Below are 24,593 nucleotides of genomic sequence, written 5' to 3' on the forward strand. Positions count from 1 at the left end.
ATGTCTGCATCCGGGTATCCACTTTATTTGGTAAAGGATTTCGACGATGAAGGCAGTTCGGTGGACATCTGAGCGCAAGCCGGGTTTGGCTTTGCATGATGAAGCGGTGCCAAGTCCTGGCCCCCATGAGGTTGTGGTGAAAGTCCATGCCGCGTCGCTGAACTTCCGCGACCAGGCGATTCTTGATGACGCCTACGGCGCTCCGACGAAGCCGAATGGTGTTCCCTTGTCGGACGGGGCCGGCGAAGTGGTGGCCGTCGGTCGCGCGGTCACACGCGCGAAGGTCGGTGACCGTGTGACCGCGTCCTGCTGCCAGCACTGGATTGCCGGTTCTGCGCGTCCGGAGTATCAGGCTGACAGCCTCGGAATCATGACGGACGGATGGCTTGCCGAGAACATTCTGTTGCACGAGAACGCCATCGTCCACCTGCCGGACTATATCTCCTACGCAGAGGCTGCATCGCTACCTTGCGCAGCTGTCACGGCTTGGACGGGTCTGAATCTTTCATCGCCTCTTCAGGCAGGTGAGACAGTATTGGTGCAGGGTACCGGCGGTGTGGCGCTGTTCTCGCTCCAGATCGCGAAGATGTTCGGCGCGAAAGTTCTCGCCATCACCTCGTCCGATGCGAAGGCCGAGCGGCTCAAGGCGCTGGGGGCCGCAGCCGTCGTCAACTACCGATCGCATCCTGACTGGGACACGGAAATCCTCGCCCTGACGGATGGACGAGGTGTCGACAAGACCATAGACATCGCTGGGGAAAAGACGATCGTGCAGTCGGCGGCTGCAACTCGGAACGGGGGCGACATCTCGATCGTCGGGTTCACCAGTGGCTTCGGTGGCGGGCTGCCGCCGATCAACATCCTCGCAAAGTCGCTCCACGTCGCTGGCACGGCAATCGGGTCCCGAGCAACCTTCGAGGCATTGTTGCGAGCCATGGCCTTGCACGAGGTGCGTCCTGTCCTTGATCAAGTCTTCCCGTTTGCCGACTACCAAGCTGCCTATCAGCGCCTTAAAAGCGGAGAACACGTCGGCAAGGTAGTGATCGATCTCACTTGATGACGCGCCTTTAGGCCGCCATTTCGAACGAGCGTCCCCAATCGAGGACAATTATCGTCTGGGCGTTCGGCGTAAGTGGCGATGAAGTGGCCAAAAGCTGCAATTCGAGGCCGCCAGAGGTTGAACGGCAGCTTACTGGCGGATAACTGCCCGACTCAGAATGACTGGCCAATGACCGGATTGGCCGAGATCCTGTCATTGGCTGACGCGGGCAAATGACCACTTTGTTTCAAAAACCGCCCGCCCGATAATTGAAGCTCCGTGGCTGCGGCAAACCGGTTTCCAAGGCTCGCGGCCATCAACATTCCGCCCACTCCCCCACATCGGAGCGCCGCCCTGTGATCATCGATTCCCATCCCGTCCGCAACTATCTGCTGAGCCTGCAGGACTGCATCGTCAGCGCACTGGAGGCCTTCGACGGCCAGACTTTCCGCACGGATCGCTGGCAGCGCCCCGAGGGTGGCGAAGGCATCACTCGCGTGATTGAGGGGGGCAATTTCTTCGAGCGTGGTGGGGTGAATTTCTCGCATGTCTTTGGCGACCGACTGCCGCCCTCGGCCACCGCCAACCGCCCGGATCTGACCGGTGCCGGCTTCGAAGCGATGGGGGTGTCGCTGGTGCTGCATCCGCGCAACCCGTATTGCCCGACGGTGCACATGAACGTGCGCTGCTTCATCGCCCGGCCAAAGGATGAAGCCCTCGCAAAGGCCAACGCAGACGCAGCCCCGGCAAACCCGCCGACATGGTGGTTCGGTGGTGGCATGGACCTCACCCCCTATTACGGCAACGAAGAAGACGTGCGCCACTTCCACGCGACCTGCCGGCAGGCCGTCGAGCCCTTCGGCCCGGATCTGCATGCGCGCTTCAAGGACTGGTGCGACCGCTATTTTTTCCTGAAGCATCGCCAGGAAGCACGCGGTGTGGGCGGGCTGTTCTTTGACGACTTCAACGAACTGGGCTTCGAGCAGAGTTTTGCGATGACGCGCAGCGTCGGCGATGCCTTTCTCAAGGCCTATCTGCCGATCATCGAGCGCCGCCGCGACACACCTTACGGCGAACGCGAGCGCGACTTCCAGGCCTACCGGCGCGGGCGCTACGTGGAGTTCAATCTGGTGTTCGACCGCGGCACGCTGTTCGGTCTGCAGTCCGGCGGGCGCACCGAATCCATCCTGATGTCGATGCCTCCTGAGGTGAAATGGCGCTACGACTGGCAGCCGGAACCAGGTAGCGCCGAGGCTGCGCTCTACACCAACTTCCTGCCGGTGCGGGAGTGGGTGTGAGCAGCATGCGCTGAGGCGCGCAGCCAGCGGTTCTCAGTCATACAGGCGCTGGCTGCGGGTGCTCACGGCGGGTTTCAGTTTCCGGCTTCGTGCCGGCCTGACCGAGCCCCGCACAGCCAGCAAACCATTCAGCAGCACGCTGCAGAAGGGCGCGGTCGGGCACATGATGCGGCGCTGCAGGATGCGCACAGCTTCGGCACCGAGTTCGTCACGCGGCACATGCACCGCCGTCAGGGGAACGTCGTGCACGACCGCGAGGTTGAAGCCATCGATGCTCATGACCGAGATGTCATCGGGCACCGACAGGCCGATATCCGAAATGGCATCCACCGCACCCGCGCTCATGAAATCGCCACAGGCGATGATGGCCGACGGGTACTCCTCCTTCGGACGTGTAGCGAAGAACTCCGCCATGGCCTTGCGTGACTCCACCGTGCCAAAGCCGGAGGTGGCAATCAGCTGCCGACGCTCATCGAACTCGATGTTGTGAGCAGCAAAGGCATCCTTGATGCCGGTCAGCCGCCGCTCCATGGTCGTGCGCCGCAGACATGCCAGAACCATTACATCGGTGTGCCCCTGGCGGATGAGGTGCTCTGCGGCGTATTCGCCGATCTGCTGGTGATCGGGAGAGACCGTGTCCAGGTGCATGCTGGTGTCCTTGCCGTTCACCAGCACACAGGGTTTGCCGATATCCGCCGCAAGCTCGTGGATGATCGGATCATCCACGCCGACGATGATCGCAGCATCCACCGAAGGGTCTGAAAAGCGTTTGACGAACAGCTGCGCGTCGCTGTTCGTTTCTTCGATCCCGCAGTAGGAAACCCTGACCTCTCCGTGCTCCACCGCCTGGGCAACGCTTTGCACCACCTTGTAATAGAAGACATCGGTGCGTCCGTTGAATGCCCTTGCGGGCGCGAACACGATCAGATGGTTGAACAAGAGGCGGTTCGTATGAACCTGGCCTAGGATTCCTTTTGACTGTGCGTACTCCATCACCCGTTTTTTGGCGTGTGCGCTGGTATTGGCCTTGCCGGCCAACACACGCGACACGGTGCTGACCGAAAGGCCGGTGTTTTCTGCAACTTCCTTGATGCGCAACTTTCCCGCCATGACGGCTCCCGAAAAATCGTATGCAAATTTTTGCACAGCCATTTTGTTTCATTTAATCAACCATTAACAATCATCGTTTGCCCTGCTCATGAATTGCCATGGAAGTATTTGCACAAAATCCGGTTGCAGTGCTCATCCGCGCTGGCTAGCTTTAGCAGCACATGCATGAAGACTGGCGAGCCAGATACTCATCAGCTTCAGGTCCCAATCGGGTGCATCGGCCACGCAGTCTGTGTGCCCATAACTAGAACGAGGAGATATTCATGTTTTTCAAGCTGAACAAAAGCGGACTGGCATGCCTTGTCAGCACGGCGGCAGCCCTGTCCCTGCTCGCCAGCCCCGCCATGGCTGCAGAGAAATTCCGGCTCGGCCACGGCCTGCAGGAAGACCATCCCGTGCATCTGGCGATGGTGCGCTTTGCCGATCTCGTGAAAGAGAAGAGCAAGGGCGACATGGAGGTCAAGATCTTCGCCAACGGTACGCTGGGCAGCGAACGCGAAATGCTTGAACAGGTGCAGAACGGCGTACTGGAAGCCACCAAGGCCAGCGCCTCTCCGCTGGAGACCTTCGCACCGGAATACAAGGTGTTCAATCTGCCCTTCGTGTTCCGTGACCGCACGCAATTCTTCAAGGTGCTGGAAGGCCCAATCGGTGAATCGATTCTGGCCGCTTCCAAGCCAAAGGGCTTCATCGGCCTGACCTTCTATGATGCCGGCCCGCGCAGCTTCTATGGCAAGAAGCCGATCAACACGCCGGATGACTTGAAGGGCATGAAGATCCGCGTACAGCAGAGCCCGACGACCATCAAGATGATCTCCGCGCTGGGCGCCTCCCCGACCCCGATGCCCTATGGCGAAGTCTATTCAGCGCTGCAGATGGGCGTGGTGGATGGTGCGGAAAACAACGTCTCGGCACTGACTGTCGGCCGTCACGGCGAGGTGAGCAAGTTCTACTCCGACACGGAACACCAGATGGTGCCGGACGTACTGCTGTTTTCCGCCACCAAGTGGGACACCCTGAACAAGGCCCAGCAGGACATCCTGCGTCAGGCTGCGCGTGAATCCTTCGCCTACCAGAAGAAGCTGTGGGCGGATTACGAAAAAGCCGAGCAGGCAAAAGCCGAGAAGCTTGGCGTGAAGTTCTCCAGCCCGGAAAAGCAGGCCTTCATCGCCAAGGTGAAGCCCATGATCGACGAAGAACGCAAGAATCCGAAGATCGCAGCCGTACTCGACCAGATCAACGCGACCAAGTAAGCCAGGTCGCCACCGTGCCGGGCCAGCCGGGTGCTGGCCCCGCCACAACCCCTCTTTCTGGGCGAACACATCATGGAATTTCTTTTCAAGATAAAGGGCGCGCTCGACCGTGTTTTGCAGACGGCGCTGATCCTCGCGTTTGCATCGCTGTCGATCTGCGTGATCTGGGGCGTCGTCACACGCTATGCACTGAACGACCCGGCCATTTTCACCGAGGAAGTCTCACGCTTCTCCGTCATCTGGCTGAGCCTGCTGGGCACCGCCTACGCCTGCGGCCGCCTCGAGCACATGGCTTACACGATGTTCGAAGACAAGCTGTCGCCGGCGCATCTGCGCCAGCACATGCGCGCCGTTGCGGCGATCGTGCTGGCCTTTGGCGCCGTCGTGCTGGTCTATGGCGGCGGCAAGCTGGTATTGCGCGCGCTGCAGGTCGAGCAACTCTCCGCCACGCTGGAAATCCCGATGGGCTACATCTACGCCTGCATCCCGATCTCCGGTATCGCCGTGGTGTTCTACCAGATTCTCATTCTCCTGGCACCGGAACGCTTCAAGGCCTTCGACGAAGTTGACGAGGCCATTGACCACATTGAACAGGAGCTCGGGTCATGACCGCCCTCTGGATTCTCGCCATCGTATTCACGGCCCTGCTGCTGTTCGGTGTTCCGGTCAGCTTCTGCATCGGCATCGGTACGCTGCTGGCGCTGTTTACCGTCACACCCACCATCGACTCGGCACTGATCGTTTCCGCTCAGCGGATTGCCTCCAGTCTGGACAGCTTCACCCTGGTGGCCATTCCGCTGTTCATCCTCGCCGGCAGCATGATGAACACCGGTGGCATCGCCTTGCGACTCATCGAACTGGCCAAGGTGCTGGTCGGCCGTCTGCCCGGATCGTTGGCGCAGATCTCGGTTGTCGCCAATGCCCTGTTCGGCGCGATCTCCGGTTCGGCCGTGGCCAGTGCCGCCGCCGTCGGCGCAACCCTCTCGCCGCTGCAACGCAAGGCCGGCTACAACATGCCCATCTGCGCAGCGGCGAACGTGGCCGCCTCGCCCTGTGGCTTGCTGATTCCGCCCTCGGGTGCACTGATCGTGTACTCGCTGATTTCCGGCGGCACCCCGGTCGATGTGCTGTTCGTGGCGGGTTACGTCCCCGGCATCCTGATGGCCTTGTCCGTCATGATCTGGCTGGCTTACATCGCCAAGCGCGGCGACCTGCCGAATGAAGTCCGCCGCTATTCGGCGCAGGAAGCCTTCGTCATCTTCTTCCGGGCCCTGCCTGCGCTGGCGCTGATCCTGATCATCATGGGCGGCATCATCGGCGGCATCTTCACCGCCACCGAAGCGGCCGGCGTGGCAGCGCTGTACACCTTCATCCTCGGCAAGTTCATCTACAGGAGCCTGAGCTGGCAAACCCTGGCCAAGAGCATGCTGGATGCAGCGGTTGGCACGGCGGTGGTGATGCTGATGGTCGGTGTGTCGATGACCATGTCCTGGCTGCTGGCCAGCACCGGCTCGGTGCAGATGCTCGCGGATTCGATCATCGGCTTCTCCAGCAATCCGTATGTGCTGCTGACGCTCTTCAACATCCTGCTGCTCCTGCTCGGCACCTTCCTCGACATCACGCCGGGGCTGCTGATCTTCACCCCGATCTTCCTGCCCATCGCGATGAAGCTCGGCATCTCGCCGGTGCACTTCGGCATCATCATCACCTTCAACCTGTGTATCGGGATCGCCACCCCGCCAGTGGGCAGCACCCTGTTCATTGCCGCCCGGGTAGCCAAGGTGAATCTCGCCGAGCTCACGCGACCACTGCTACCGATGTTCGCTTTTGAAATCCTTGCCCTGTTCCTGGTGACCTACATCCCGGCCCTGTCGTTGTGGCTGCCGGGCCTGCTGCTGGGAAAAGTCGGCTAGACCTGCGCGCCTTGAATCCGGATGCGCGCGGCCTCCGCCGCATCCGGAACCAAACAACCCAAACATCAACAACACACGTCCGGCAGCCATGGCTGCAGCGGAGTGGAACCCTTACGTCATGACATTTCGGTCCGCCTGAGCTTGCAGCACCGAAGTCACATCAGGAAACCAGGAGAATCATCATGCCTCTAGACAAGAATCCGGAATTTTCCCTGAGCGCGCAGCAGCGCGGCCAGCTGACCCTGAGCTGTGCGGAAAAGCATGTCGCACATGTTTTCGTGCTGGAAGAAGATATTGTCCGCGTCATGCTGCTGCCGCTGGGCGAGTTGCGTTTTCCGCAGACCTGGGCCATCGCGCCGGGGGCTGAAGATGTGCCCCCCGAAGGACGCGACCGTTTTGACCTGAGCGGATTCAGCCTGCCTGACTTTCAGCTGGAACAGACACCGGAAGAACTCTGCATCGAGACGAAACAGATCCGCCTGCGCATCCGTCTCGCCGGCTTCTTCTGCAACTGGGAAGTCCGTCGCAACGGGATCTGGCAACAGGCCGCAAGTGACCGCCCGACCCAGAGCTACAACTTCGCCTGGTGGGACGAGAAGGTTTATCACTACCTCCAGCGCTCGGCGGACGAAATGTATTTCGGCCTCGGCGAACGCGCGGGAGAAGCCGACCGCCACGGCAAGAGCTACCGCATGTGCAACCTCGATCCGATGGGTTACAGCGCGCGCAGCAGCGACCCGCTCTACAAGCACATTCCCTTCTACCTGACCTGGAAGAAAACCAGCCACGTTGCCTTTGGCCTGTTCTACGACACCCTGTCGGACTGCAGTTTCGACATGGGCCGCGAGATGGACAACTACCACGGCCATTACCGCAAGTTCGTCGCCGATCACGGCGATCTGGATTTCTATTTCATCGCGGGCGACACCATCGCCGCGATCACCCGACGCTACACATGGATGACCGGACGCCCGGCCTTCATGCCGAAGTGGAGCATCGGCTACTCGGGCTCGACGATGACCTACACCGACGCGCCGGACGCCCAGGCGCAGATGAACAAGTTTCTCGAAGGTTGCGAGAAGCACGACATCCTGTGCGACTCCTTCCACCTGTCATCCGGTTACACCTCGATCGGACCGAAGCGTTACGTCTTCAACTGGAACCGGGAGAAATTCCCCGACCCGGCGCGCTTCGTTCACGACTTCCTCGACCGCGGCGTGAAGCTGTGCCCCAACATCAAGCCCTGCCTGCTGCGCGACCATCCCCGCTTCATTGAAGCCGAGGCCAAGGGCCTCTTCGTGCACGAAGCCAACGGCACGCCGACGCAGGTGCAATTCTGGGACGAAACCGGTGCCTATCTTGATTTCACCAATCCGCAGACCATCGCCTGGTGGAAAGCCCGCGTGACCGATGCCCTGCTGACTTACGGCATCGCCGCGACCTGGAACGACAACAACGAATTCGAAATCTGGAGCGACAGCGCCCGCATCACCGGCTTTGGTACGCCGCGCGCCGCGCGCGAGGCAAAGCCCTTGCAGACGCTGCTGATGCTGCAATCCTCGCGTGCCGCGCAAAGCGAATTCGCCCCGGCCAAGCGCCCCTTCCTGGTCTCGCGCTCCGGCGCCGCCGGCATGCAGCGCTACGTGCAGACCTGGTCGGGCGACAACTACACGAGCTGGGAAACCCTGCGCTACAACATCAAGATGGCATTGGGCCTGGCGCTCTCCGGCGTCTCGAACACCGGCCACGACATCGGCGGCTTCGCCGGCCCGGCCCCCGAACCGGAACTGCTGCTGCGCTGGGTGCAGCATGGCATCTTCCTGCCGCGTTTCAGCATTCACTCGTGGAACGACGACAAGACCGTCAACGAACCCTGGATGTATCCGCAGATCACGCCGCACATCCGCCAGCTGATCAAGTTCCGCTACACCCTGCTGCCGTATTTCTACGACCTGCTGTGGCGCTCGCACAGCGCGTTCGAGCCGATGATCCGCCCAACCTTCTACGATTTCCCGGAGGATGAGCGCTGCTACGCCGACACGGACGACACGCTGCTCGGCGCCAACATGCTGGTGGCTTCAGTGGTCGAACCCGGTGCCCGCACCCGCGCGGTGTATCTGCCGGCGGGCGCCGGCTGGTACGACTTCTGGAGCGGCGATCATTTCGCCGGCGGCCAGACCATCACCCTGCCCGCCCCCTGGGATCGCCCGCCTCTGCTGGTGCGCGAAGGCTCGGCAATTCCGCTGAACCTGGCCGAACAGCACTTCGGCAAGCCGGCGGATGAACGCGGATTCGCGGTGTTCCCGCTGCGCGGAGAAGGCGTGTTCGAGGACCGCTTCTTCGAGGACGACGGCGAAAGCCAGGCTTATCGCGACGGCCAATATGGGCACTGGGTTCTGCGTGTGCAGGGCACGGCCGAGACCATCAGCCTGAGCGTACAGGCCGACGGCCAATGCCCGCCGAGCCGGATTCACCACGAAGTCCGCGTGCTGCTGCCGCGTCAGGAAATCCGGGCGATCCGCGCCACGCACGGGCAGATCGTGTCAGACCGGGAAACAGCCGACTGGCGTGAGCTGCGTCTGGCGCTGCCCGTCTGACTCTCGCAACGACCCGGCCAGAGAGCCGCGTCCGTCCTGCCTCTTCAGCCATGCAGACTGGAGAATAAGGCCGGGCGCGGCTCTTCGGGCGCCTCTGTTTGCGCGGACAACACCAGGTGCAAGGCCGCCGATATCCGGCAGGCCGGAATCAGTCTTTGCGCACGTCGGCCCAGGCTGCTCCGGTCAGCCCGGCGAGCTGCAGGGGCGTCAGCGGGAAAACAGAAAAAGGCGTGCCGGCCGCGGCCCACAGCCGCTCGAAGCGCTGCAGATCCGCATCCATCACCAGCCGCACCGGCTGCGCATGGCCCAGCGGCGCAACGCCACCAATCACGTAGCCGGTGGCCTCACGCACGAAATCCGCATCGGCCCGGCCCAGCGCCTCGCCCATCAGGCCGGCCACCTTCTTCTCGCAGACGCGGTTCTCGCCGCTGGCAATCACCACCACCGCCTGCCCACTCTGCTTGCCGCGGAAGACGATGGATTTGGCAATCTCCGCCACGCTGCAGCCCACCGCTTCGGCCGCCTCGGCGGAGGTGCGGGTGGGTTGCTCGAATTCGACAACGGTGGTCACGACGCCGGCCTGATCGAGCAGTTGCTGGATGCGGCAGGCATTCGGGTGGATAGCGGGTTTCATGCGAGGAGTTCCGGGCTGCAGATGAAGAAGGCTCGTTTATACGCCCAAGCATGTTCACGCGGAAAGCCTGCCTGCACAGCAGCATGCAGCCTTGCTGTGCAGGCAGGCATGCTGAAGAGGCAGGCGGGACGCTGGTTTCCAGAGAGCACGCCGGAAGACGCCCGCCCATTGCGACTGTCGCGAGCATGCAGAAAATCCTGCGTGGCGGGGGCGCGCTGGGTAAGATGGGCGGCGCTTCCCCTGTATGAAGCGCGTCTTTCATTTCATCCCCGGTTTCCCCTCCATGAGCACCCGCGATTCCCGCCACCTGGCACAGACGCTCGCCACCGCCGCCGCGGCCTACCAGACCAGCGCCGTCATCCCGCATTGCCCCAGTTGCGCCGCGCCCTGCTGCAAGCTCGACAAGCTCGTCCTCGAACTGGACTGGGCGCAGGTCAAGGGCCTGTGGCAGCTCGGCGAATCGCGCAAGGAGTTCGACAAGCGCCTGGCAGCGGGCAAAGGCCCGATCGAGATCCGCCCGGCCAACGGCCTCTACTACGCCCACAGCAAACCCTGCCCGGCTTTTGACGCAAGCTGCGGCTGCACGGTCTACACCACGCCGCTCAAACCCGTGGGCTGCAGTGATTTTCCGGTGTACGAAGACGGTGGCGAAATCACCGCCGACCTGCGCTGCGAGGCCGTGGATCTGGATGCACTGAAGGCCACGCTGAACAAGGCGCTAGGCCCGGATGCCCGCATCCGCCAGACTGCCGACCGGGATTTCCCGTTTCTCGTCACGCTGTCGGTGAAGCGCTATTGATCCGGCCTGGCGAAGTTTGAAGTCCGTTCGGCCCGAGTGCGCCCGCAGGGCGTGTATCGAGGGCGGGGCCAAGCCTCGATACAGCCGGCGTTGCCGGCCACTCGGCACGAACGGTTTTGGGGGCACAAAGTTCAAACAAAATCGGCCGGATCAATAGGTATCGGTAAGAGTCCGCATGTGCAGTGCGCTCCCTGCCAAGACTGTTTCAAGCCAGAATCCCGCCATGCCCATACCACCACGCAAAGTCATCATGTCGCTGAGCATCCTGCTGGTCCTGACCCTGGTCGCCGCGGTCCTGTTCTTTCGCTCTGCGCCGCAGACGCCGGAACAGGCCGCGCAGCAAACGCAGGCACCCGGCATTCCGGCTGAATGGCCGCAGATTCAAGCCCTGCTTGAGCAGAACGCCCTGCCGGCCATCCACATCAAACTGCTCGACGAGAAACCGGTACGCGCCTATCAGTCAAAGTTTGGCGGTCAAGCCTGGTGGCCGGCAGGCAAACCATATCCGACCGGCAAGAATGGCCAGCCACTGGTGTTTCTGGCGCAGATCAATTTTTCAGAGCTGAACGGCCAGCTCGTCGACTACCCGGCCACGGGGCTGCTGCAATTCTTCATCGGCAGTGATGATCTGTATGGCATGGATTTCATCGACAAATCGCTCCCGCTCGAACGCTATCTCACGATGAAAAAGAACTTCGCCGTGATCTATCACCGCGAAGTTGATGCGTCCGCCCCCACCCGATCTGCTCCGCTCCTTGCGACAAGTGCGGATGATCTCCTGCCGCACCGGGGCGAAACTGCCATTACCCTCTCGCTGGGTCGCGATATCGCCAACCCTGCGGACTACCGCTTCAGGAAAATTCTGGCGCCATTGGGCGACCTGAGCGAAGCCGCCGACGAATACGCCTTCGAAACGCTCGGCCAGTCACCGAGCCACAAACTCGGCGGTTACGCCGCCTTCACCCAGGAAGACCCGCGTGGCTATGAAGGCAAGAGCGAAGAATGGCTGCTGCTATTCCAGATGGACACCGACTCCAACGAACGCTTCGAGATTATGTGGGGCGACGTAGGCATCGCGAATTTCTTCATCCGCAGAGCAGATCTGAAGGCGCTCGATTTTGACAAGGTCTGGTACAACTGGGATTGCCACTGATCTCCCCCGGCATTCGTGATCGCCTCCTTGCTCTGCGCGGGAGCGTGTGGCGGAGAGTTATCCGCGCGGGTCAAATGATCCGGTTCAGGCTTCGCCCTGCCTGAGCCAGGGATAGAACTGGCGGTCGGCCTGCAGCATGTGATTGGCGACGACTTCGACAACCACGAAGCGTGCCAGGCGCAGGGCGTGGCCGGCTTCCGGAGTCTGCTCAAGGGCAGCACGCCTGGCCGCAACCTCGCCGAGCAGGCGTTGATGATCAGCCTGATGAGCCGCCAGGCCGGGCCAGGCAAGTGCGCCCAGCACCTGTTCCTCACTCGTGAAATGGCTCGTGACGTCGGCCATGAGCCGGTCGACGGCGAAACGCAGCTGCTCCAGGGAGACGGCGGCGGGATCAGCCAGCAGGCTCTGCAGCTGATCGACGCTCTCGAAGAGCTGACGGTGCTGCGCATCGATGAGGCCATGTCCGGATTCGAAATGCCGGCGCCATAGCAGGCGCACCACGCGCAGTTCGGCATTGCCATCCACGTCGCGGACTTCCGGGTAATGAATCTCCGCGCGATTGCGTCCCAGGGCCTTGGCCCGATATAGCGCCTCGTCGGCCTTGGCCAGCGCCAGCTCTACGCTCTCTCGGCTCACCTGCCACTGCGCGGCGCCGATGCTGACGCTGATCTGCAGGCCGTCCACGAACAGCTCGCGAGCGATGGCACTGCGAATCTTCTCGGCCGCTTCGGTGGCGTGTTCGATATCGGCATGTGGCATCAGAACGGTGAATTCGTCGCCGCCCCAACGCGTGAGAAGGTCCGAGTCGCGCGTGCAGCCCTTCACCGCCAGAGCCACCTGCTGCAGCACGCGGTCGCCGATTTCATGGCCGCAGCCATCGTTGATCGACTTGAAGTGATCCACGTCGAAAATCAGCAGGCTGATAGGGTGGCCGTAGCGTTGCGCGCGCTCGCACTCGGTGGCGGCTACCTGCTCGAAGTGGCGGCGATTGCACAGCCCGGTCAGGGCGTCGGTCTCGCTCTGGCGACGCAGTTGCAGCTCCAGTTCATGGCGGGCGGTGATGTTGCTGGCCACCCATACCACGGCCTCCTCGCCTTCGATGGCAAAAGGCAAAGCCTGGACGCGGCCTTCAAACCAGATTGTCTGTTGCGGCCCCTCGCTGGTCAGGCCCTTCACGTCGTCCGACGCCAGACCATATTCGATTACGTGCAGCTTGCCGGACTGCAGCGCCTGCGCAATCTGGTCGAGGAACCAGCCAGCTTTCTCCGGCATCAGCACCTCGCTGATGGTCTGACCGACGAGAAAGCTGCCGTCGTGGTAGTAGCGTGTGTCCGCGCCGCCCAGCACCGCGACATAGCGGCCGCCCCGGGTCAGGACGAAGACCGGGTCAGGCAGGGCGGCGAAAATGGCGGTGAGCTGGGTCAGCGAAAACATGGGGAGAAGATGCCAGGGCGGTCGGCTGCGCGACAGGAGCTTCAAGCATAACGGCCGGAAAGCCTTTTGCGTTGAGCACCCGAAAGTCCGGCCCGCTCCTGCCGCCCCGTGGCCTCAATGCCCCGCAAAATCGACCAGCGTAAACAGCTTCAGGCCGGAGTCACGCAGCAGCTTCGAGCCACCCAGCTCTGGCAGGTCGACAATCGCCGCGCCTTCCACCACCGTGGCGCCGAGGCGCTCCAGCAGCTTCTTGCCGGCCATCATGGTGCCGCCGGTGGCGATCAGGTCGTCGATGAGCAGCACGCGATCGCCGCACTTGCAGGCGTCGGCATGCATCTCGACCGTGGCGCTGCCGTATTCCAGCTCGTATTCCTCGGCGATGGTGGTGTAGGGCAGCTTGCCCTTCTTGCGGATCGGCACGAAGCCGACGTTGAGCTCGTAGGCGACGATGGAGCCAATGATGAAGCCACGCGCATCCAGCCCGGCCACTACGTCGATCTTCTGGTGCATGTAGCGCAGCACGAAATGCTGGACCAGCACGCGCAGCGCGGCGGGGTCCTGCAGCAGCGGGGTGATGTCGCGGAACTGGACGCCGGGCTGGGGCCAGTCGGGCACGGTGCGGATGTGGTCGCGCAGGTCATTCGGGTCAAGCAGCATGGTTTCCTCCTGAAATCGGGGGGGATTCTAGCCCGCCAGCCGGAAAGGAGGCCGCTGCTATACTTTGCCCTTGATCGGGCGCAGACCCGACGCCCCGTTCCAACCCGTTTGCACAGCCCGACAAGGGCCCGAAAACAAGAGAGATCATGAAAAAAGACGCATCGCACCACCTCGAAGCCTTCCTCTTCGGCAGCCGCTGGCTGCAGGCTCCGCTCTACCTCGGCCTCGTCTTCGCGCAAGGCGTGTATGTCTTCAAGTTCCTGCAGGAACTGATCCATCTCGTCGGCCATGCGGTGAGCTTCACCGAAGTCGACATCATGCTCATCGTGCTGGGCCTGATCGATGTGGTGATGGTCGCCAATCTGCTGCTGATGGTGATCGTGGGCGGTTATCAGACTTTCGTGTCCCGCCTCGATCTGGACGGACATCCGGACCAGCCGGAATGGCTCTCACACGTGAATGCGGGTGTGCTCAAGATCAAGCTGGCCACTGCACTGATCGGGATTTCGTCGATCCATCTGCTCAAGACCTTCATCGAAGTAGGCAGCAAGATGGCGCAGGCGGCCGACCCCTTCGCGCTGACCCGGCTGGAGCATGGTGTGCTGTTCCAGATCGGAATTCATCTGACCTTCGTGGTGTCCGCCCTGGTGATGGCCTATACCGACAAGGTGATGAACAGCACCCTGGTGTTGAGCAAGGATCTGGAACACTGACCCGCATTCCCGCCCCGGACAAACAAGAGAGACCCCACATGGCCACCATCAAGCAAGCCGATCTGATCGACAGCGTCGCCGCCGCACTCCAGTACATCAGCTACTACCACCCGGTTGATTACATCAAGGGCCTCGCCCGCGCCTACGAAATGGAGGCCAGCCCGGCCGCCAAGGATGCGATGGCGCAGATCCTGATCAACTCGCGCATGTGCGCTGAGGGCCACCGTCCGATCTGTCAGGACACCGGCATTGTCTCGGTTTTCCTCAGGGTGGGCATGAACGTGCGCTGGGAAGGCTTCAGCGGTTCGCTCGAAGATGCGGTGAATGAAGGGGTGCGCCGCGCCTATCTGCATCCCGACAACGTGCTACGCGCCTCGGTGCTCGCAGACCCGGCCGGCAAGCGTGCCAACACGAAAGACAACACCCCGGCGGTGATCAACATGAGCATCGTGCCGGGCGACAAGGTGGACGTGATCGTCGCCGCCAAGGGCGGTGGCTCGGAAGCGAAATCCAAGTTCGCCATGCTGAATCCATCGGACTCCATCGTCGACTGGGTGCTCAAGACCGTGCCAACCATGGGCGCCGGCTGGTGCCCGCCCGGCATGCTCGGCATCGGCATTGGCGGCACCGCCGAGAAGGCGATGCTGCTGGCCAAGGAAGCGCTGATGGAGCCGATCGACATCCTCGACCTGATCGCCCGCGGCCCCAAGACCCGCGCCGAAGAGCTGCGCATCGAGCTGTATGAAAAGGTCAATGCGCTGGGCATCGGCGCCCAGGGCCTCGGCGGCCTGACCACCGTGCTGGATGTGAAGGTGCTGGACTACCCGACTCACGCCGCCAACCTGCCGGTGGCGATGATCCCCAACTGCGCGGCCACCCGTCACGCTCACTTCGAGCTGGATGGCAGCGGCCCGGTGTATCTGGATCCGCCTTCGCTCGAAGACTGGCCGAGCCTCACCTACGATGCCTCCAAGGGCAAGCGCGTGAATCTCGATACCGTGACGCGCGAAGAAGTCGCCTCGTGGAAACCGGGCGACGTGCTGCTCCTGAACGGCAAAATGCTCACCGGCCGCGATGCCGCGCACAAGCGCATGACCGACATGCTCAACAAGGGTGAAAAACTGCCGGTGGATCTGGCCGGCAAGTTCATCTACTACGTCGGCCCGGTCGATCCGGTGCGTGATGAAGTCGTCGGTCCGGCCGGCCCCACCACCGCCACGCGCATGGACAAGTTCACCGAACAGGTGCTGGCACAAACCGGCCTGCTCGGCATGATCGGCAAGGCCGAACGCGGCCCGGCCGGTCTGGATGCCATCAAGAAACACCAGTCGGTGTATCTGATGGCCGTGGGCGGTGCTGCCTACCTCGTTTCCAAGGCAATCAAGGCGGCCAAGGTGGTCGGCTTTGCCGATCTGGGCATGGAAGCGATCTACGAATTCACCGTGCAGGACATGCCGGTGACCGTGGCCGTCGATTCCACCGGCATCTCGGTGCATGAAACCGGTCCGAAGGAATGGCAGGCGAAGATCGGCAAGATTCCGGTCAAGGTGGTCTGAGTGACGAATGTAAAAAGCCCGCTGCACAGCGGGCTTTTTGTTGCGATGGCAGAATGCCCGCATGAAACGCTTTGAGTTCCGCCTGCACATTTCAGCCGAGCAATACCTGCCGTATTACCGGGGTCAGGTGACACAGGTCCTGATCCGTCTGGCGGAGGGGCAGACCGTGAGCTTTCCGGCGAATCTGCTGCGCCCCTTCGTGCAGGCCGATGGCATTCAGGGCGACTTCATCCTGAGCTGTGACGAACACAACAAGGGCGCCAGCCTGCAGCGCAAAGCCTCGCGCTGAAGCGAGGTTTCATTTTCCATCGGCCCGAACAGCCGCACCCGGCGGGCCTCTGCAGCATGCCTTGCTGCAGATCCAATATTGACAAGGGTTTCGAGGCATTCAGGCCGAAGAGGCTTGCTGCATGCGCCTCTTCAGACAAGCTGAACCGTGCGCTCAAGGTCGCAGACAGGCAGGGTCGGCGTCACAGGCCCGACTCTGTGCCAGCCGGGCCTGCTGGCGATCACGCTCCTGTTCGCGGCCGACCATGCAGCCTGCGGTATAGGCGGCGATCAACAGGCCAAGCAGCAACGCGATACCGCCCAGCCAGCTCCAGTTGCGCCACAGTTGGCCCGCGCGGGGCAGGCTCCGGGTGCGTTGCGCTTGCAACGGGAATCCGGGCTCATCCACCAATTGATTCGGGTTCATGGGTTTTCCTCCAAAAATTCTGTCGGGGCGGGTCGGGGCGAAACGAATCCGCTTTCCCGACAAGGGGCATGGATTACAGATTCTTCAATGCGAGGCCGAGGGATCCACCGCACGCGTGGCACGCGGAGCCAGCCAGATGCTGCAGGCCGCCGCGAAGAGGATCACGGCAATCAGCATGAACAGCTGGTTGGTGGCGAGCATCACGCTCTGGCCTTCGACCAGACGTTCAAGCGCGCCGAGGATGCCGGGGTCCTGCAGGGAACTGGCAGCCGAACCGAGCGGGTTGAGCTGGCTGGCGACGCCGGCCTGATTCACCGGATCGAGCGTGGCCACGATGTCCGCGCGGTTGAACTGGATACGGTCTTCCCAGCTGGCGGTGGTCAGCGAAGTGGCGAAGGCGCCTGCCAGGGTGCGCAGGAAGTTCATCAGACCGGCGGCCGAAGCCGTTTCGCGCTCCTCCACGCTGCCCAGAATCTGACCGGTGAGCGGCACGAAGAAGAAGGGCATGCCGATACCCATCACCAGCAGCGGCAGGGCGACTTGCCAGTAGGTCATGTCGGTGGTGCCGAAAGCGCGCCACAAGGTGATCATGCCCAGCCAGGAGACACCGAAGAAGACCAGCGGACGCGAGTCGATCTTGCTCGAGAGCATCGCCGCGAAAGGCGCGCACAGCACGGCCAGCACACCACTCCAGGCCGTCGCCATGCCCGACCAGGTGGCGGTGTAGCCCATGTGTTGCTGCAGCCACAGCGGGGTCAGCACGTTGGCACCGAAGAAGGCGCCGAAAGCCAGCACCAGCGTGAGCACGCCGAAGGAATAGCCGCGGTGGCGGAACACGCGCAGGTCCACGATCGGATGGCGCTCATTGAGCTCCCAGATCAGGAAGGCGGCGAAGCCGACCGCAGCCACGATGGCAAGCGTCACGATGGTCGGTGAGGCAAACCAGTCGAGGTTCTTGCCTTCGTCGAGCATGATCTGCAGGGCGCCGACCCAGATCACCAGCAGTGCCAGGCCGATCTTGTCGATGGGTGCGATTTCGAGTGGAGTTTCATAGCGCTTGAGCAAGCCCCAGCCGAACCAGGCACAAAGCAGCGCAATCGGCACGTTGATGTAGAAGATCCAGGACCAGTGGCTCTGATCGCAGATCACCCCGCCCACGATGGGGCCCAGGATCGGCGCAATCAGGGTGGTCATGGCCCAGATGGCCGTGGCTGCCGCGGCCTTGTCCTTCGGGAAAATGCGCAGCAAAAGCGTCTGCGACAGCGGCATCAGCGGGCCACCGGCCAGCCCCTGCAGCACGCGCCCAGCAATCAGCATGCCGAGCGAATTCGAGAAGCCGCAGAGCAGAGAGGCGAGGCCAAACAGGGCCATGGAAATCACGAACACGCGTACCGCACCGAAACGCCCGGCCAGCCAGCCGGTGAGCGGTACGGTGATGGCTTCGGCCACTGCGTAGGAGGTGATCACCCAGGTGCCCTGGCTGCTGGTAACGCCGAGACTGCCGGCGATGGTGGCGACCGACACGTTGGCGATGGTCATGTCCAGCACGGCGATGAAGTTCGCCAGTGCCAGCACCAGTGCGCCGACGATCAGCATGCCCCCGCGCAGGGGCTGCTCGCCGTTGGGGAGAAGAGCCTGATTCATGGGACGGTGCTCAGTTGGTGCTGCTGCGAGTGTCGATGGTGGCGTGCATGGAGAGGCCGACCTGCAACGGGTGAGCGGCCAGATCGGTCGGGTCGAGCTGAATACGTACCGGCAGGCGTTGCACCACCTTGATCCAGTTGCCGCTGGCGTTCTGCGCCGGGATCGCGGCGAAGGCTGCGCCGGTGCCGCCGGAGAAGCCGGCCACGGTGCCGTGGTAAGTCACCTTGTCGCCGTAGATGTCGGCGCGCAGCTCGACCTTCTGGCCGACGCGCACGTCCTGCAGCTGGACTTCCTTGTAGTTCGCATCGACGTGCATGCGCTCGACCGGCACCACCGAGAGGAGGCTGGCACCGGCCTGCACACGCTGGCCCACCTGCACCGCGCGGCGTGCCACCACGCCATCCACCGGCGCGCGCACCACGGTGCGCTGCAGGTCGACCAGAGCCTGATCGCGGCGGGCGCGAGCGAGAGCCACTTCGGGGTTGGTGTCGAGCGTGCTGTCGTCGATCAGCACCGAATTCGCTTCACGCGAGCCGACGGCGGCGGCGCGGTTGGCGCGGGCCTGAGCGGCACCGGCCTTGGCAGCCGCCAGCGCCGCCTGAGCCGCATCAAAGCTGTTGCGGGCACGGCTCAGCTCTTCGCCGGAAACCGAGCCGGAGCCGGCCAGCGCTTCGCGGCGCTGCAGATCGATGCCGGCGCGTTCGAAATCGGATTCGGCCGAAGCGAGCTGGGCGGCAGCACGCTGTTCGTCGGCCGCCCGCGCCGCGATCTGAGCCGAGAGGCCGCTATCGGTGGCCTGGTAGCCGCGCACCTTGCGCACCGCGCGGCCATATTCGGCTTCGGCCTGAGCCAGCGCCAGGCGAGCATCGGTGTCGTCGATCACGATCAGCACATCACCGGCCTTCACGGCCTGGGTATCGCTGACCTTCACTTCGCGCACGGTGCCGCCGACGGCAGGCGTGACCTGAGCAATCTCGACGGCAGCATAGGCATTGTCGGTGCTGACGAAGTGCGAGGCGTAGAGGCCGTAGTAGAGGCTGTAGCCGACAGCGGCCAGTGCCACGACACTGCCGAGCGCGGTGAACAGGGTCTTGCGGCGCTGGCCGTTGCGGGTATCAAGGGCGAGGTCTTCTTCGCTGACGGCGTGGATCTTGGCGGTGGAGGTCTGGGACATGATGGTTTTCCTTGAATTCGGGTCGGGGGAGAGGATCGGGTTCAGTTGTGCTGGTAGCCGCCGCCAAGGGCACGCACCAAGGCCACGTCGAGGCTGAAGGCGCGGGACTGCAGATCGGTCAGGCCGCGCAAATTGGTGAGCATCGCGTCTTCGGCTGTCAGTACATCGAGGTAGTTCGAGAGGCCGCCGTCATAGCGGTTGCGGGCGATCTGCCAGGCCTGTTTGGCAGCACCGAAGGCGGCTTCGCCACGCTCCAGACGCGGCGCCAGAGCGCGCTGGCTCACCGCCGCATCGGCAACTTCGCGCAGCGCCTGGGTCACGGTGCTGTCGTAGTTCGCCACGGCTTCTTCGTAGTCGGCACGGCGGCTTCTGTACTGCGCTTGCAGGCGGCCGCTGTCGAAGATCGGCAGGGAGATCGCCGGACCGACCGAACCGATGTCCGAGCCAGACTTGAAGAGCTTGTCCAGCCCCAGGGACTGAACGCCGATGAAGGCGGAGAGATTCACGTTCGGATAGAACTCGGCCTTGGCCGAATCGATGCGCTTGGCCGCGGCTTCAGCGCGCAGACGGGCAGCAATCACATCCGGGCGACGCCCCAGCAATTCCAGCGCGAGCTGATCCGGCAGGCCCGGTGCGTTGTCGAGACGGATTGTCGGGCGGACGATGGCGAGGCCGCGATCCGGCCCGGCGCCAAGCAACGCGGCGAGGTAATTGCGCTGCAGGGCGATGCTCTCGTCAGCGGCCAGCAGGTCGCCTTCAGCCGCGGCCTGGCGCGCTTCGGCGCCACGCACGCTGCCCAGCGTTTCGAGACCGTTGGTGTGGCGTTCCTGGAACAGCTGGGCGGTCTTGCTGCGCACTTCCAGCGCGGCGGCGGCGGTGTCGCGGGCGGCGTGCAGGCGAGCCAGTTCGGCGTAGCCGCTGGCAATCGAGCTCGACAACAGCAAGGCGGCCTGAGCGGCATCCGCGGCGGCGGCTTCGCGCTCGGAGGTGGCAGCGGCCAGGGCGCTGCGGTTCTTGCCCCAGAAGTCCAGCTCCCAGCTGAAATCCAGACTGATCCGGCCATAGTCGTTCCAGCCCTGCGGCGACATGCTCTTGGGCGTGAGGTAGTTGTAACTCTGCTTGGCCTCGGACGCCGAGGCATTCGCCGTGAGTTGTGGCCCGTTAGTGGCCTGGCGAGTCTGCACACCCGCATCGGCGCGCTGCAGACGGGCAGCAGCAACACGCAAGCTGGGGGCACCGGCGAGCGCGTCACCGATCAGACGATCAAGCTGGGCGTCGGCATAGCCATTCCACCAGCGTTCCTGTGGCCAAGCCTGGGAGGGACCGTTCAGACTTTGCTCTGCAGACCAGTCACTGGACGGCTTGAGCGCACTGAACGGGTCTGTTTGCGGGATCTGGGCACAGGCCGCGAGGCCCATCAGGCTGGCCAGCGCCAGCAGCGCGAGCGGGCGTGAAACGCGTGCTGCAGCGGGGGAGTTGGGGAGTGAGGGCACGACGACTTCCTTATTAACTGTACTGTACGGTACAGTATTAAGTTGACACCCCCGGCTTGTCAAGCAAAACTGTACGGGTTAGTTCAGAAAAGGTTCAGCCATGCGGATCAAGTGCGAAGCACGTCGCCAGAACATCGTGGAAGTCGCCGGCGAAGTCTTTCAGGAATTCGGTTTCGAAGCCGCCTCAATGTCCGAAATTGCAGCGCGGGTGGGCGGCTCCAAGGCCACGCTGTACAGCTACTTCAGCTCCAAGGAGGAGTTGTTCGTGGCCGTTGTGCGCCAGTTCGCCGAGGCACACATGCGCGAGATATTCGCCCTGCTCGATGCCGAAGCCGATCTGGCCGACACGCTGCAGAACTTCGGTGAGCGCTTCCTGACCCGGATCAGCCAGCCAGACATGCTTTGCGCGCATCGCAACCTGTTCGCCGAGGCAGGCAAGAGCAGCGTGGGCAGCCTGTTTTACGAACGCGGGCCACTCGAAGGCCTGCAGGTGCTGGCCGAGTTCATGCAGCAGGCAATGACACTGGGCAAGCTGCGGCCTGAAGACAAGATGATCGCGGCCCACCACTTCCTCGGCCTGCTCAAGGCAGAAAGCCTGGAACGCCTGCTTCTGGGCGTGCAGGACTCGATTGAGGCAACCTGCATCGCGCCAATGGTGGCGCGGGCGGTGGACGTTTTCCTGCGCGCTTACGCCATTCCGAGCCCTGCCTGAAGAGCCGCTCCGCGCCTGCCTCACAGAGCAGGCAGGCCGGAGAACAAGGCGGGATGAGGTTCTGCGGGCAGATGCCTGAATATGCGCATCCAGCCCGTGCATATAACCGCCGGCTTGGCGGACAATGGAGGCTGTTTCGCCATGTTGAACAGGGCTGCCAGATGAACACAAAAGGTTTCACCACTTCCATCCTCCACAGCGACCGCGCCGGTGGCATCGAGCATGGCTCGCTGCACAAGCCGGTGCATTTCTCCACCACCTTTGAGCACGCCAGTTCGGCCGACATTGCCGCGGTGTTCCAGGGCAAGCAGGCGGGCTACACCTACGCGCGCCAGATCAATCCGACCGTGGTGGCGCTGGAGAAGAAGCTCAACCTGATGGAAGACGGGCTGGCCACCTGCTGTTTCGCCAGCGGCATGGCCGCCATCAGCGCCACCTTCCTGTCCTTGCTGAAAGCCGGCGACCATCTGGTGTCCAGCGCCTTCCTGTTCGGCAACACCAACAGCGTGTTCCAGACCTTCCAGAACTTCGGCATCGAGGTCACTTTCGTCGACGCCACCGACGCGGCGAACGTGGCTGCCGCGCTGCGTCCGAACACCCGCGCGGTGTTTGTCGAAACCATCGCCAACCCGTGTACACAGGTGGCCGATCTGGCCGCCATCGGCACGCTGTGCGCCGCGCGCGGCCTGCTCTACGTGGTCGACAACACCCTGACCGGGCCGTGGAGTTTCCGCCCCAAGGCAGTTGGCGCCGGGCTGGTGATCAACTCGCTGTCCAAGCACATCGGTGGCCACGCCAACGCGCTGGGCGGCTCGGTCACCGAAGTCGGCAATTTCGACTGGAGCACGTTCCCGAACATCATCGAAGCCTACAAGACCGGCAACCCGCAGAACTGGGGCCTGGTGCAGATCCGCAAGAAAGGCCTGCGCGACCAGGGGGCCTGCCTCTCGCCGGAAGCCGCGCATCACATCAGCATCGGCTCCGAGACGCTGGTGCTGCGCCAGCGGGCCGTCTCCAGCAACGCCCAGCAGCTCGCCGAGTGGTTCGCCGCACGCCCCGAAATCAGCCGTGTTTACTTCCCCGGCCTGCCCGGCCACCCGCAGTACGAACGCACGCGGAGCCTGTTCCGCCATGCCGGTTCGCTGATGAGCATCGAGCTCAAGCCCGCGTACGACGTGTTCCGCTTCCTTGATGCACTGGAACTCACCATCCTCACCACCAACCTCGGCGACAACCGCACCCTGGCGATCCCGGTGGCGCACACCATCTACGCCGAGATGGGCGCGGCCCGCCGCGCCGAGATGGGCATTGCTGACGGCACGGTGCGCCTGTCGATTGGCATCGAGGACATCGAGGATCTGATCGCGGATTTCGCACAGGCGCTGGACAAGGCACGCTGAGCGCAACCCGGCAACCACAACAATCCCGCCCATGAGGCGGGATTTTCATTTCAGCGCAGGTAAGAGCGCAGCGCCGTCAGCACTTCGGCCACGTCCTCCTCGCGCTCGGCCGGGCTTGCCTCCGGGTTACCCAGATGCTCGCGGATGTGGCCTTCGAGCACCTGATTCATCAGCCCGGCCACCGCGCCACGCACGGCGGCGATCTGCTGCAGCACGGCCGCGCAGTCGCCCCCTTCGTCAAGAGTCGTCTCCAGCGAACGCAGCTGCCCCTGAATGCGGCGCACGCGGGTCAGCAGCGGTTTGCGATCGCGAATGGTGTGAGCCATGGCTTGTCTCCGGCTTCATGTTTATACTGGGGGGGAGTATATACACCAGCACGAGTCAAGCATGCAATCCACATTCGAACACCACTGCAGCGCCGCCGGCCGTTTCGACGCAGGCAACCCGCTGGCTGAACACAAGACGCGCTGGGCGGTGATCCTCACTGCACTGATGATGGTCGCCGAAATCACCGGTGGCTGGCTGTTCAACTCGATGGCCTTGCTGGCTGACGGCTGGCACATGAGTTCGCATGCCCTGGCGCTGGGCCTGTCACTGCTGGCGTATGCGCTGGCACGGCGCTTTGCGCAGGACGCACGCTTCTCCTTCGGGGCATGGAAATTCGAGGTGCTGGGCGGCTACACCAGTGCGCTGTGCCTGATCGGCGTAGCCGGAGTGATGGCCTGGGAATCGGTGGCACGCCTGCTCGCGCCACAGGCCATCCACTACGATGAAGCCATCCTGGTTGCCATCATCGGCTTGCTGGTGAATCTGGCCTGTGCCTGGCTGCTGCGCGACGAACACCATCACCACGATCACGGCCATGCACACGACCACGATCATTCGCATCAACACCACGACCTGAATCTGCGCGCCGCCTACCTGCATGTGCTGGCCGATGCGGCAACCTCCGTCGCCGCCATCGTGGCGCTGTTCGGCGGCAAGCTGTGGGGTGCGGCCTGGCTTGATCCGGTGATGGGGATTGCCGGCTCGCTGCTGGTAGGCAGCTGGGCCATCGGCCTGCTGCGCCAGACCGGCCGGGTGCTGCTGGACGCGGAAATGGACGCGCCGGTGGTCGCCGAAATCCGCGAAGTGATCGCGGCCAGCCCAATCCCTGCGACGATCCGTGACCTGCACGTGTGGCGCATCGGCAAGGGTAGTTATGCCTGCGTGCTGAGTCTGGTCACAAACGAAGCCGCCAGCCCGGATTATTTCCGCACCCAGCTGCAGATCCACGAGGAACTGGTGCACATCACGGTTGAAGTGCAAGTGAGCTGAGGA

General features: G+C 63.0%; 23 protein-coding genes. 14 read left to right on the forward strand and 9 right to left on the reverse strand.

What is annotated here, in order from left to right:
* Positions 1–46 precede the first annotated feature (46 nt).
* Together Q9Q94_RS04855 and hemF are read left to right on the forward strand one after the other, a co-directional pair.
* Positions 47–1,057 carry an NAD(P)-dependent alcohol dehydrogenase gene (locus Q9Q94_RS04855; protein WP_305978892.1) on the forward strand — a complete coding sequence of 337 codons (1,011 nt, stop codon included), beginning with the start codon at positions 47–49 and terminating at the stop codon, positions 1,055–1,057.
* A gap of 344 nt (positions 1,058–1,401) precedes the next feature.
* Positions 1,402–2,337, forward strand: coding sequence for an oxygen-dependent coproporphyrinogen oxidase (hemF, locus tag Q9Q94_RS04860; protein ID WP_371929828.1), 936 nt, complete (start codon positions 1,402–1,404; stop codon positions 2,335–2,337).
* 33 nt (positions 2,338–2,370) lie between these two features.
* Here the strand turns inward: hemF and Q9Q94_RS04865 are convergent, their stop codons facing one another.
* Entirely contained in the window at positions 2,371–3,447 is a 1,077-nt protein-coding gene (locus tag Q9Q94_RS04865; protein WP_305978894.1) for a LacI family DNA-binding transcriptional regulator, read from the reverse strand.
* Positions 3,448–3,710: 263 nt separating this feature from the next.
* Between Q9Q94_RS04865 and Q9Q94_RS04870 the strand changes: the two genes are divergently transcribed.
* From Q9Q94_RS04870 to Q9Q94_RS04885, 4 genes are all read left to right on the forward strand, one after another.
* Positions 3,711–4,700 (forward strand): TRAP transporter substrate-binding protein, encoded by a 990-nt coding sequence (locus tag Q9Q94_RS04870; RefSeq protein ID WP_305978895.1) that lies wholly within the window; start codon positions 3,711–3,713, stop codon positions 4,698–4,700.
* Positions 4,701–4,772: 72 nt separating this feature from the next.
* Positions 4,773–5,309 carry a TRAP transporter small permease gene (locus Q9Q94_RS04875; RefSeq protein WP_305978896.1) on the forward strand — a complete coding sequence of 179 codons (537 nt, stop codon included), beginning with the start codon at positions 4,773–4,775 and terminating at the stop codon, positions 5,307–5,309.
* Positions 5,306–6,613, forward strand: a complete 1,308-nt coding sequence (locus Q9Q94_RS04880) for a TRAP transporter large permease (RefSeq protein ID WP_305978897.1) — start codon at positions 5,306–5,308, stop codon at positions 6,611–6,613. The genes Q9Q94_RS04875 and Q9Q94_RS04880 overlap by 4 nt, the downstream gene beginning before the upstream one ends.
* Positions 6,614–6,795: 182 nt before the next feature.
* Entirely contained in the window at positions 6,796–9,210 is a 2,415-nt protein-coding gene (locus Q9Q94_RS04885; protein WP_305978898.1) for a glycoside hydrolase family 31 protein, read from the forward strand.
* Between the two features lie 148 nt (positions 9,211–9,358).
* Here the strand turns inward: Q9Q94_RS04885 and Q9Q94_RS04890 are convergent, their stop codons facing one another.
* Complete coding sequence (locus Q9Q94_RS04890; protein WP_305978899.1) at positions 9,359–9,844, reverse strand: YbaK/EbsC family protein; 486 nt, start codon at positions 9,842–9,844, stop codon at positions 9,359–9,361.
* Positions 9,845–10,127: 283 nt separating this feature from the next.
* On the opposite strand from Q9Q94_RS04890, the gene Q9Q94_RS04895 reads away from it, so the two are divergent.
* On the forward strand, positions 10,128–10,643 hold the full coding sequence (locus Q9Q94_RS04895; protein ID WP_305978900.1) for a hypothetical protein: 516 nt from the start codon (positions 10,128–10,130) through the stop codon (positions 10,641–10,643).
* A 223-nt stretch (positions 10,644–10,866) separates the two neighbouring features.
* Positions 10,867–11,796 carry a YwqG family protein gene (locus tag Q9Q94_RS04900; RefSeq protein WP_305978901.1) on the forward strand — a complete coding sequence of 310 codons (930 nt, stop codon included), beginning with the start codon at positions 10,867–10,869 and terminating at the stop codon, positions 11,794–11,796.
* Between the two features lie 84 nt (positions 11,797–11,880).
* Here Q9Q94_RS04900 and Q9Q94_RS04905 read toward each other — a convergent pair whose 3' ends face one another.
* Both Q9Q94_RS04905 and Q9Q94_RS04910 read right to left on the reverse strand, forming a co-directional pair.
* Positions 11,881–13,230 carry a sensor domain-containing diguanylate cyclase gene (locus Q9Q94_RS04905; protein WP_305978902.1) on the reverse strand — a complete coding sequence of 450 codons (1,350 nt, stop codon included), beginning with the start codon at positions 13,228–13,230 and terminating at the stop codon, positions 11,881–11,883.
* A 114-nt stretch (positions 13,231–13,344) separates the two neighbouring features.
* Positions 13,345–13,887, reverse strand: a complete 543-nt coding sequence (locus tag Q9Q94_RS04910) for an adenine phosphoribosyltransferase (protein WP_305978903.1) — start codon at positions 13,885–13,887, stop codon at positions 13,345–13,347.
* Positions 13,888–14,033: 146 nt separating this feature from the next.
* On the opposite strand from Q9Q94_RS04910, the gene Q9Q94_RS04915 reads away from it, so the two are divergent.
* The 3 genes from Q9Q94_RS04915 (at position 14,034) to Q9Q94_RS04925 (ending at position 16,445) form a co-directional block, all read left to right on the forward strand.
* A complete protein-coding gene (locus Q9Q94_RS04915; RefSeq protein WP_305978904.1) occupies positions 14,034–14,600 on the forward strand; it encodes a TIGR00645 family protein in 567 nt (188 codons plus the stop codon).
* A gap of 38 nt (positions 14,601–14,638) precedes the next feature.
* Entirely contained in the window at positions 14,639–16,156 is a 1,518-nt protein-coding gene (locus tag Q9Q94_RS04920) for a fumarate hydratase (protein ID WP_305978905.1), read from the forward strand.
* Between the two features lie 61 nt (positions 16,157–16,217).
* Positions 16,218–16,445, forward strand: coding sequence for a DUF2835 family protein (locus tag Q9Q94_RS04925; protein ID WP_305978906.1), 228 nt, complete (start codon positions 16,218–16,220; stop codon positions 16,443–16,445).
* A 153-nt stretch (positions 16,446–16,598) separates the two neighbouring features.
* Here the strand turns inward: Q9Q94_RS04925 and Q9Q94_RS04930 are convergent, their stop codons facing one another.
* From Q9Q94_RS04930 to Q9Q94_RS04945, 4 genes are all read right to left on the reverse strand, one after another.
* The gene (locus Q9Q94_RS04930; RefSeq protein WP_305978907.1) at positions 16,599–16,850 is read right to left on the reverse strand and encodes a hypothetical protein; all 252 of its coding nucleotides are present in this window, start codon (positions 16,848–16,850) and stop codon (positions 16,599–16,601) included.
* Between the two features lie 84 nt (positions 16,851–16,934).
* Entirely contained in the window at positions 16,935–18,494 is a 1,560-nt protein-coding gene (locus Q9Q94_RS04935; protein ID WP_305978908.1) for a DHA2 family efflux MFS transporter permease subunit, read from the reverse strand.
* 10 nt (positions 18,495–18,504) lie between these two features.
* A complete protein-coding gene (locus Q9Q94_RS04940; RefSeq protein ID WP_305978909.1) occupies positions 18,505–19,668 on the reverse strand; it encodes an HlyD family secretion protein in 1,164 nt (387 codons plus the stop codon).
* 41 nt (positions 19,669–19,709) lie between these two features.
* Positions 19,710–21,161, reverse strand: a complete 1,452-nt coding sequence (locus tag Q9Q94_RS04945; RefSeq protein WP_305978910.1) for an efflux transporter outer membrane subunit — start codon at positions 21,159–21,161, stop codon at positions 19,710–19,712.
* Between the two features lie 100 nt (positions 21,162–21,261).
* Between Q9Q94_RS04945 and Q9Q94_RS04950 the strand changes: the two genes are divergently transcribed.
* Both Q9Q94_RS04950 and Q9Q94_RS04955 read left to right on the forward strand, forming a co-directional pair.
* Positions 21,262–21,873 carry a TetR/AcrR family transcriptional regulator gene (locus Q9Q94_RS04950; RefSeq protein WP_305978911.1) on the forward strand — a complete coding sequence of 204 codons (612 nt, stop codon included), beginning with the start codon at positions 21,262–21,264 and terminating at the stop codon, positions 21,871–21,873.
* A 161-nt stretch (positions 21,874–22,034) separates the two neighbouring features.
* A complete protein-coding gene (locus Q9Q94_RS04955; RefSeq protein ID WP_305978912.1) occupies positions 22,035–23,273 on the forward strand; it encodes a cystathionine gamma-synthase family protein in 1,239 nt (412 codons plus the stop codon).
* Between the two features lie 50 nt (positions 23,274–23,323).
* Here the strand turns inward: Q9Q94_RS04955 and Q9Q94_RS04960 are convergent, their stop codons facing one another.
* Positions 23,324–23,599, reverse strand: coding sequence for a metal/formaldehyde-sensitive transcriptional repressor (locus Q9Q94_RS04960; protein ID WP_305978913.1), 276 nt, complete (start codon positions 23,597–23,599; stop codon positions 23,324–23,326).
* A gap of 61 nt (positions 23,600–23,660) precedes the next feature.
* Here Q9Q94_RS04960 and dmeF point away from each other — a divergent pair, with 61 nt between their 5' ends.
* A complete protein-coding gene (gene dmeF, locus Q9Q94_RS04965) occupies positions 23,661–24,590 on the forward strand; it encodes a CDF family Co(II)/Ni(II) efflux transporter DmeF (protein ID WP_305978914.1) in 930 nt (309 codons plus the stop codon).
* Positions 24,591–24,593: the final 3 nt, after the last annotated feature.

This window comes from Uliginosibacterium sp. 31-16 (assembly GCF_030730865.1).
Classification (GTDB): Bacteria; Pseudomonadota; Gammaproteobacteria; order Burkholderiales; family Rhodocyclaceae; genus Uliginosibacterium.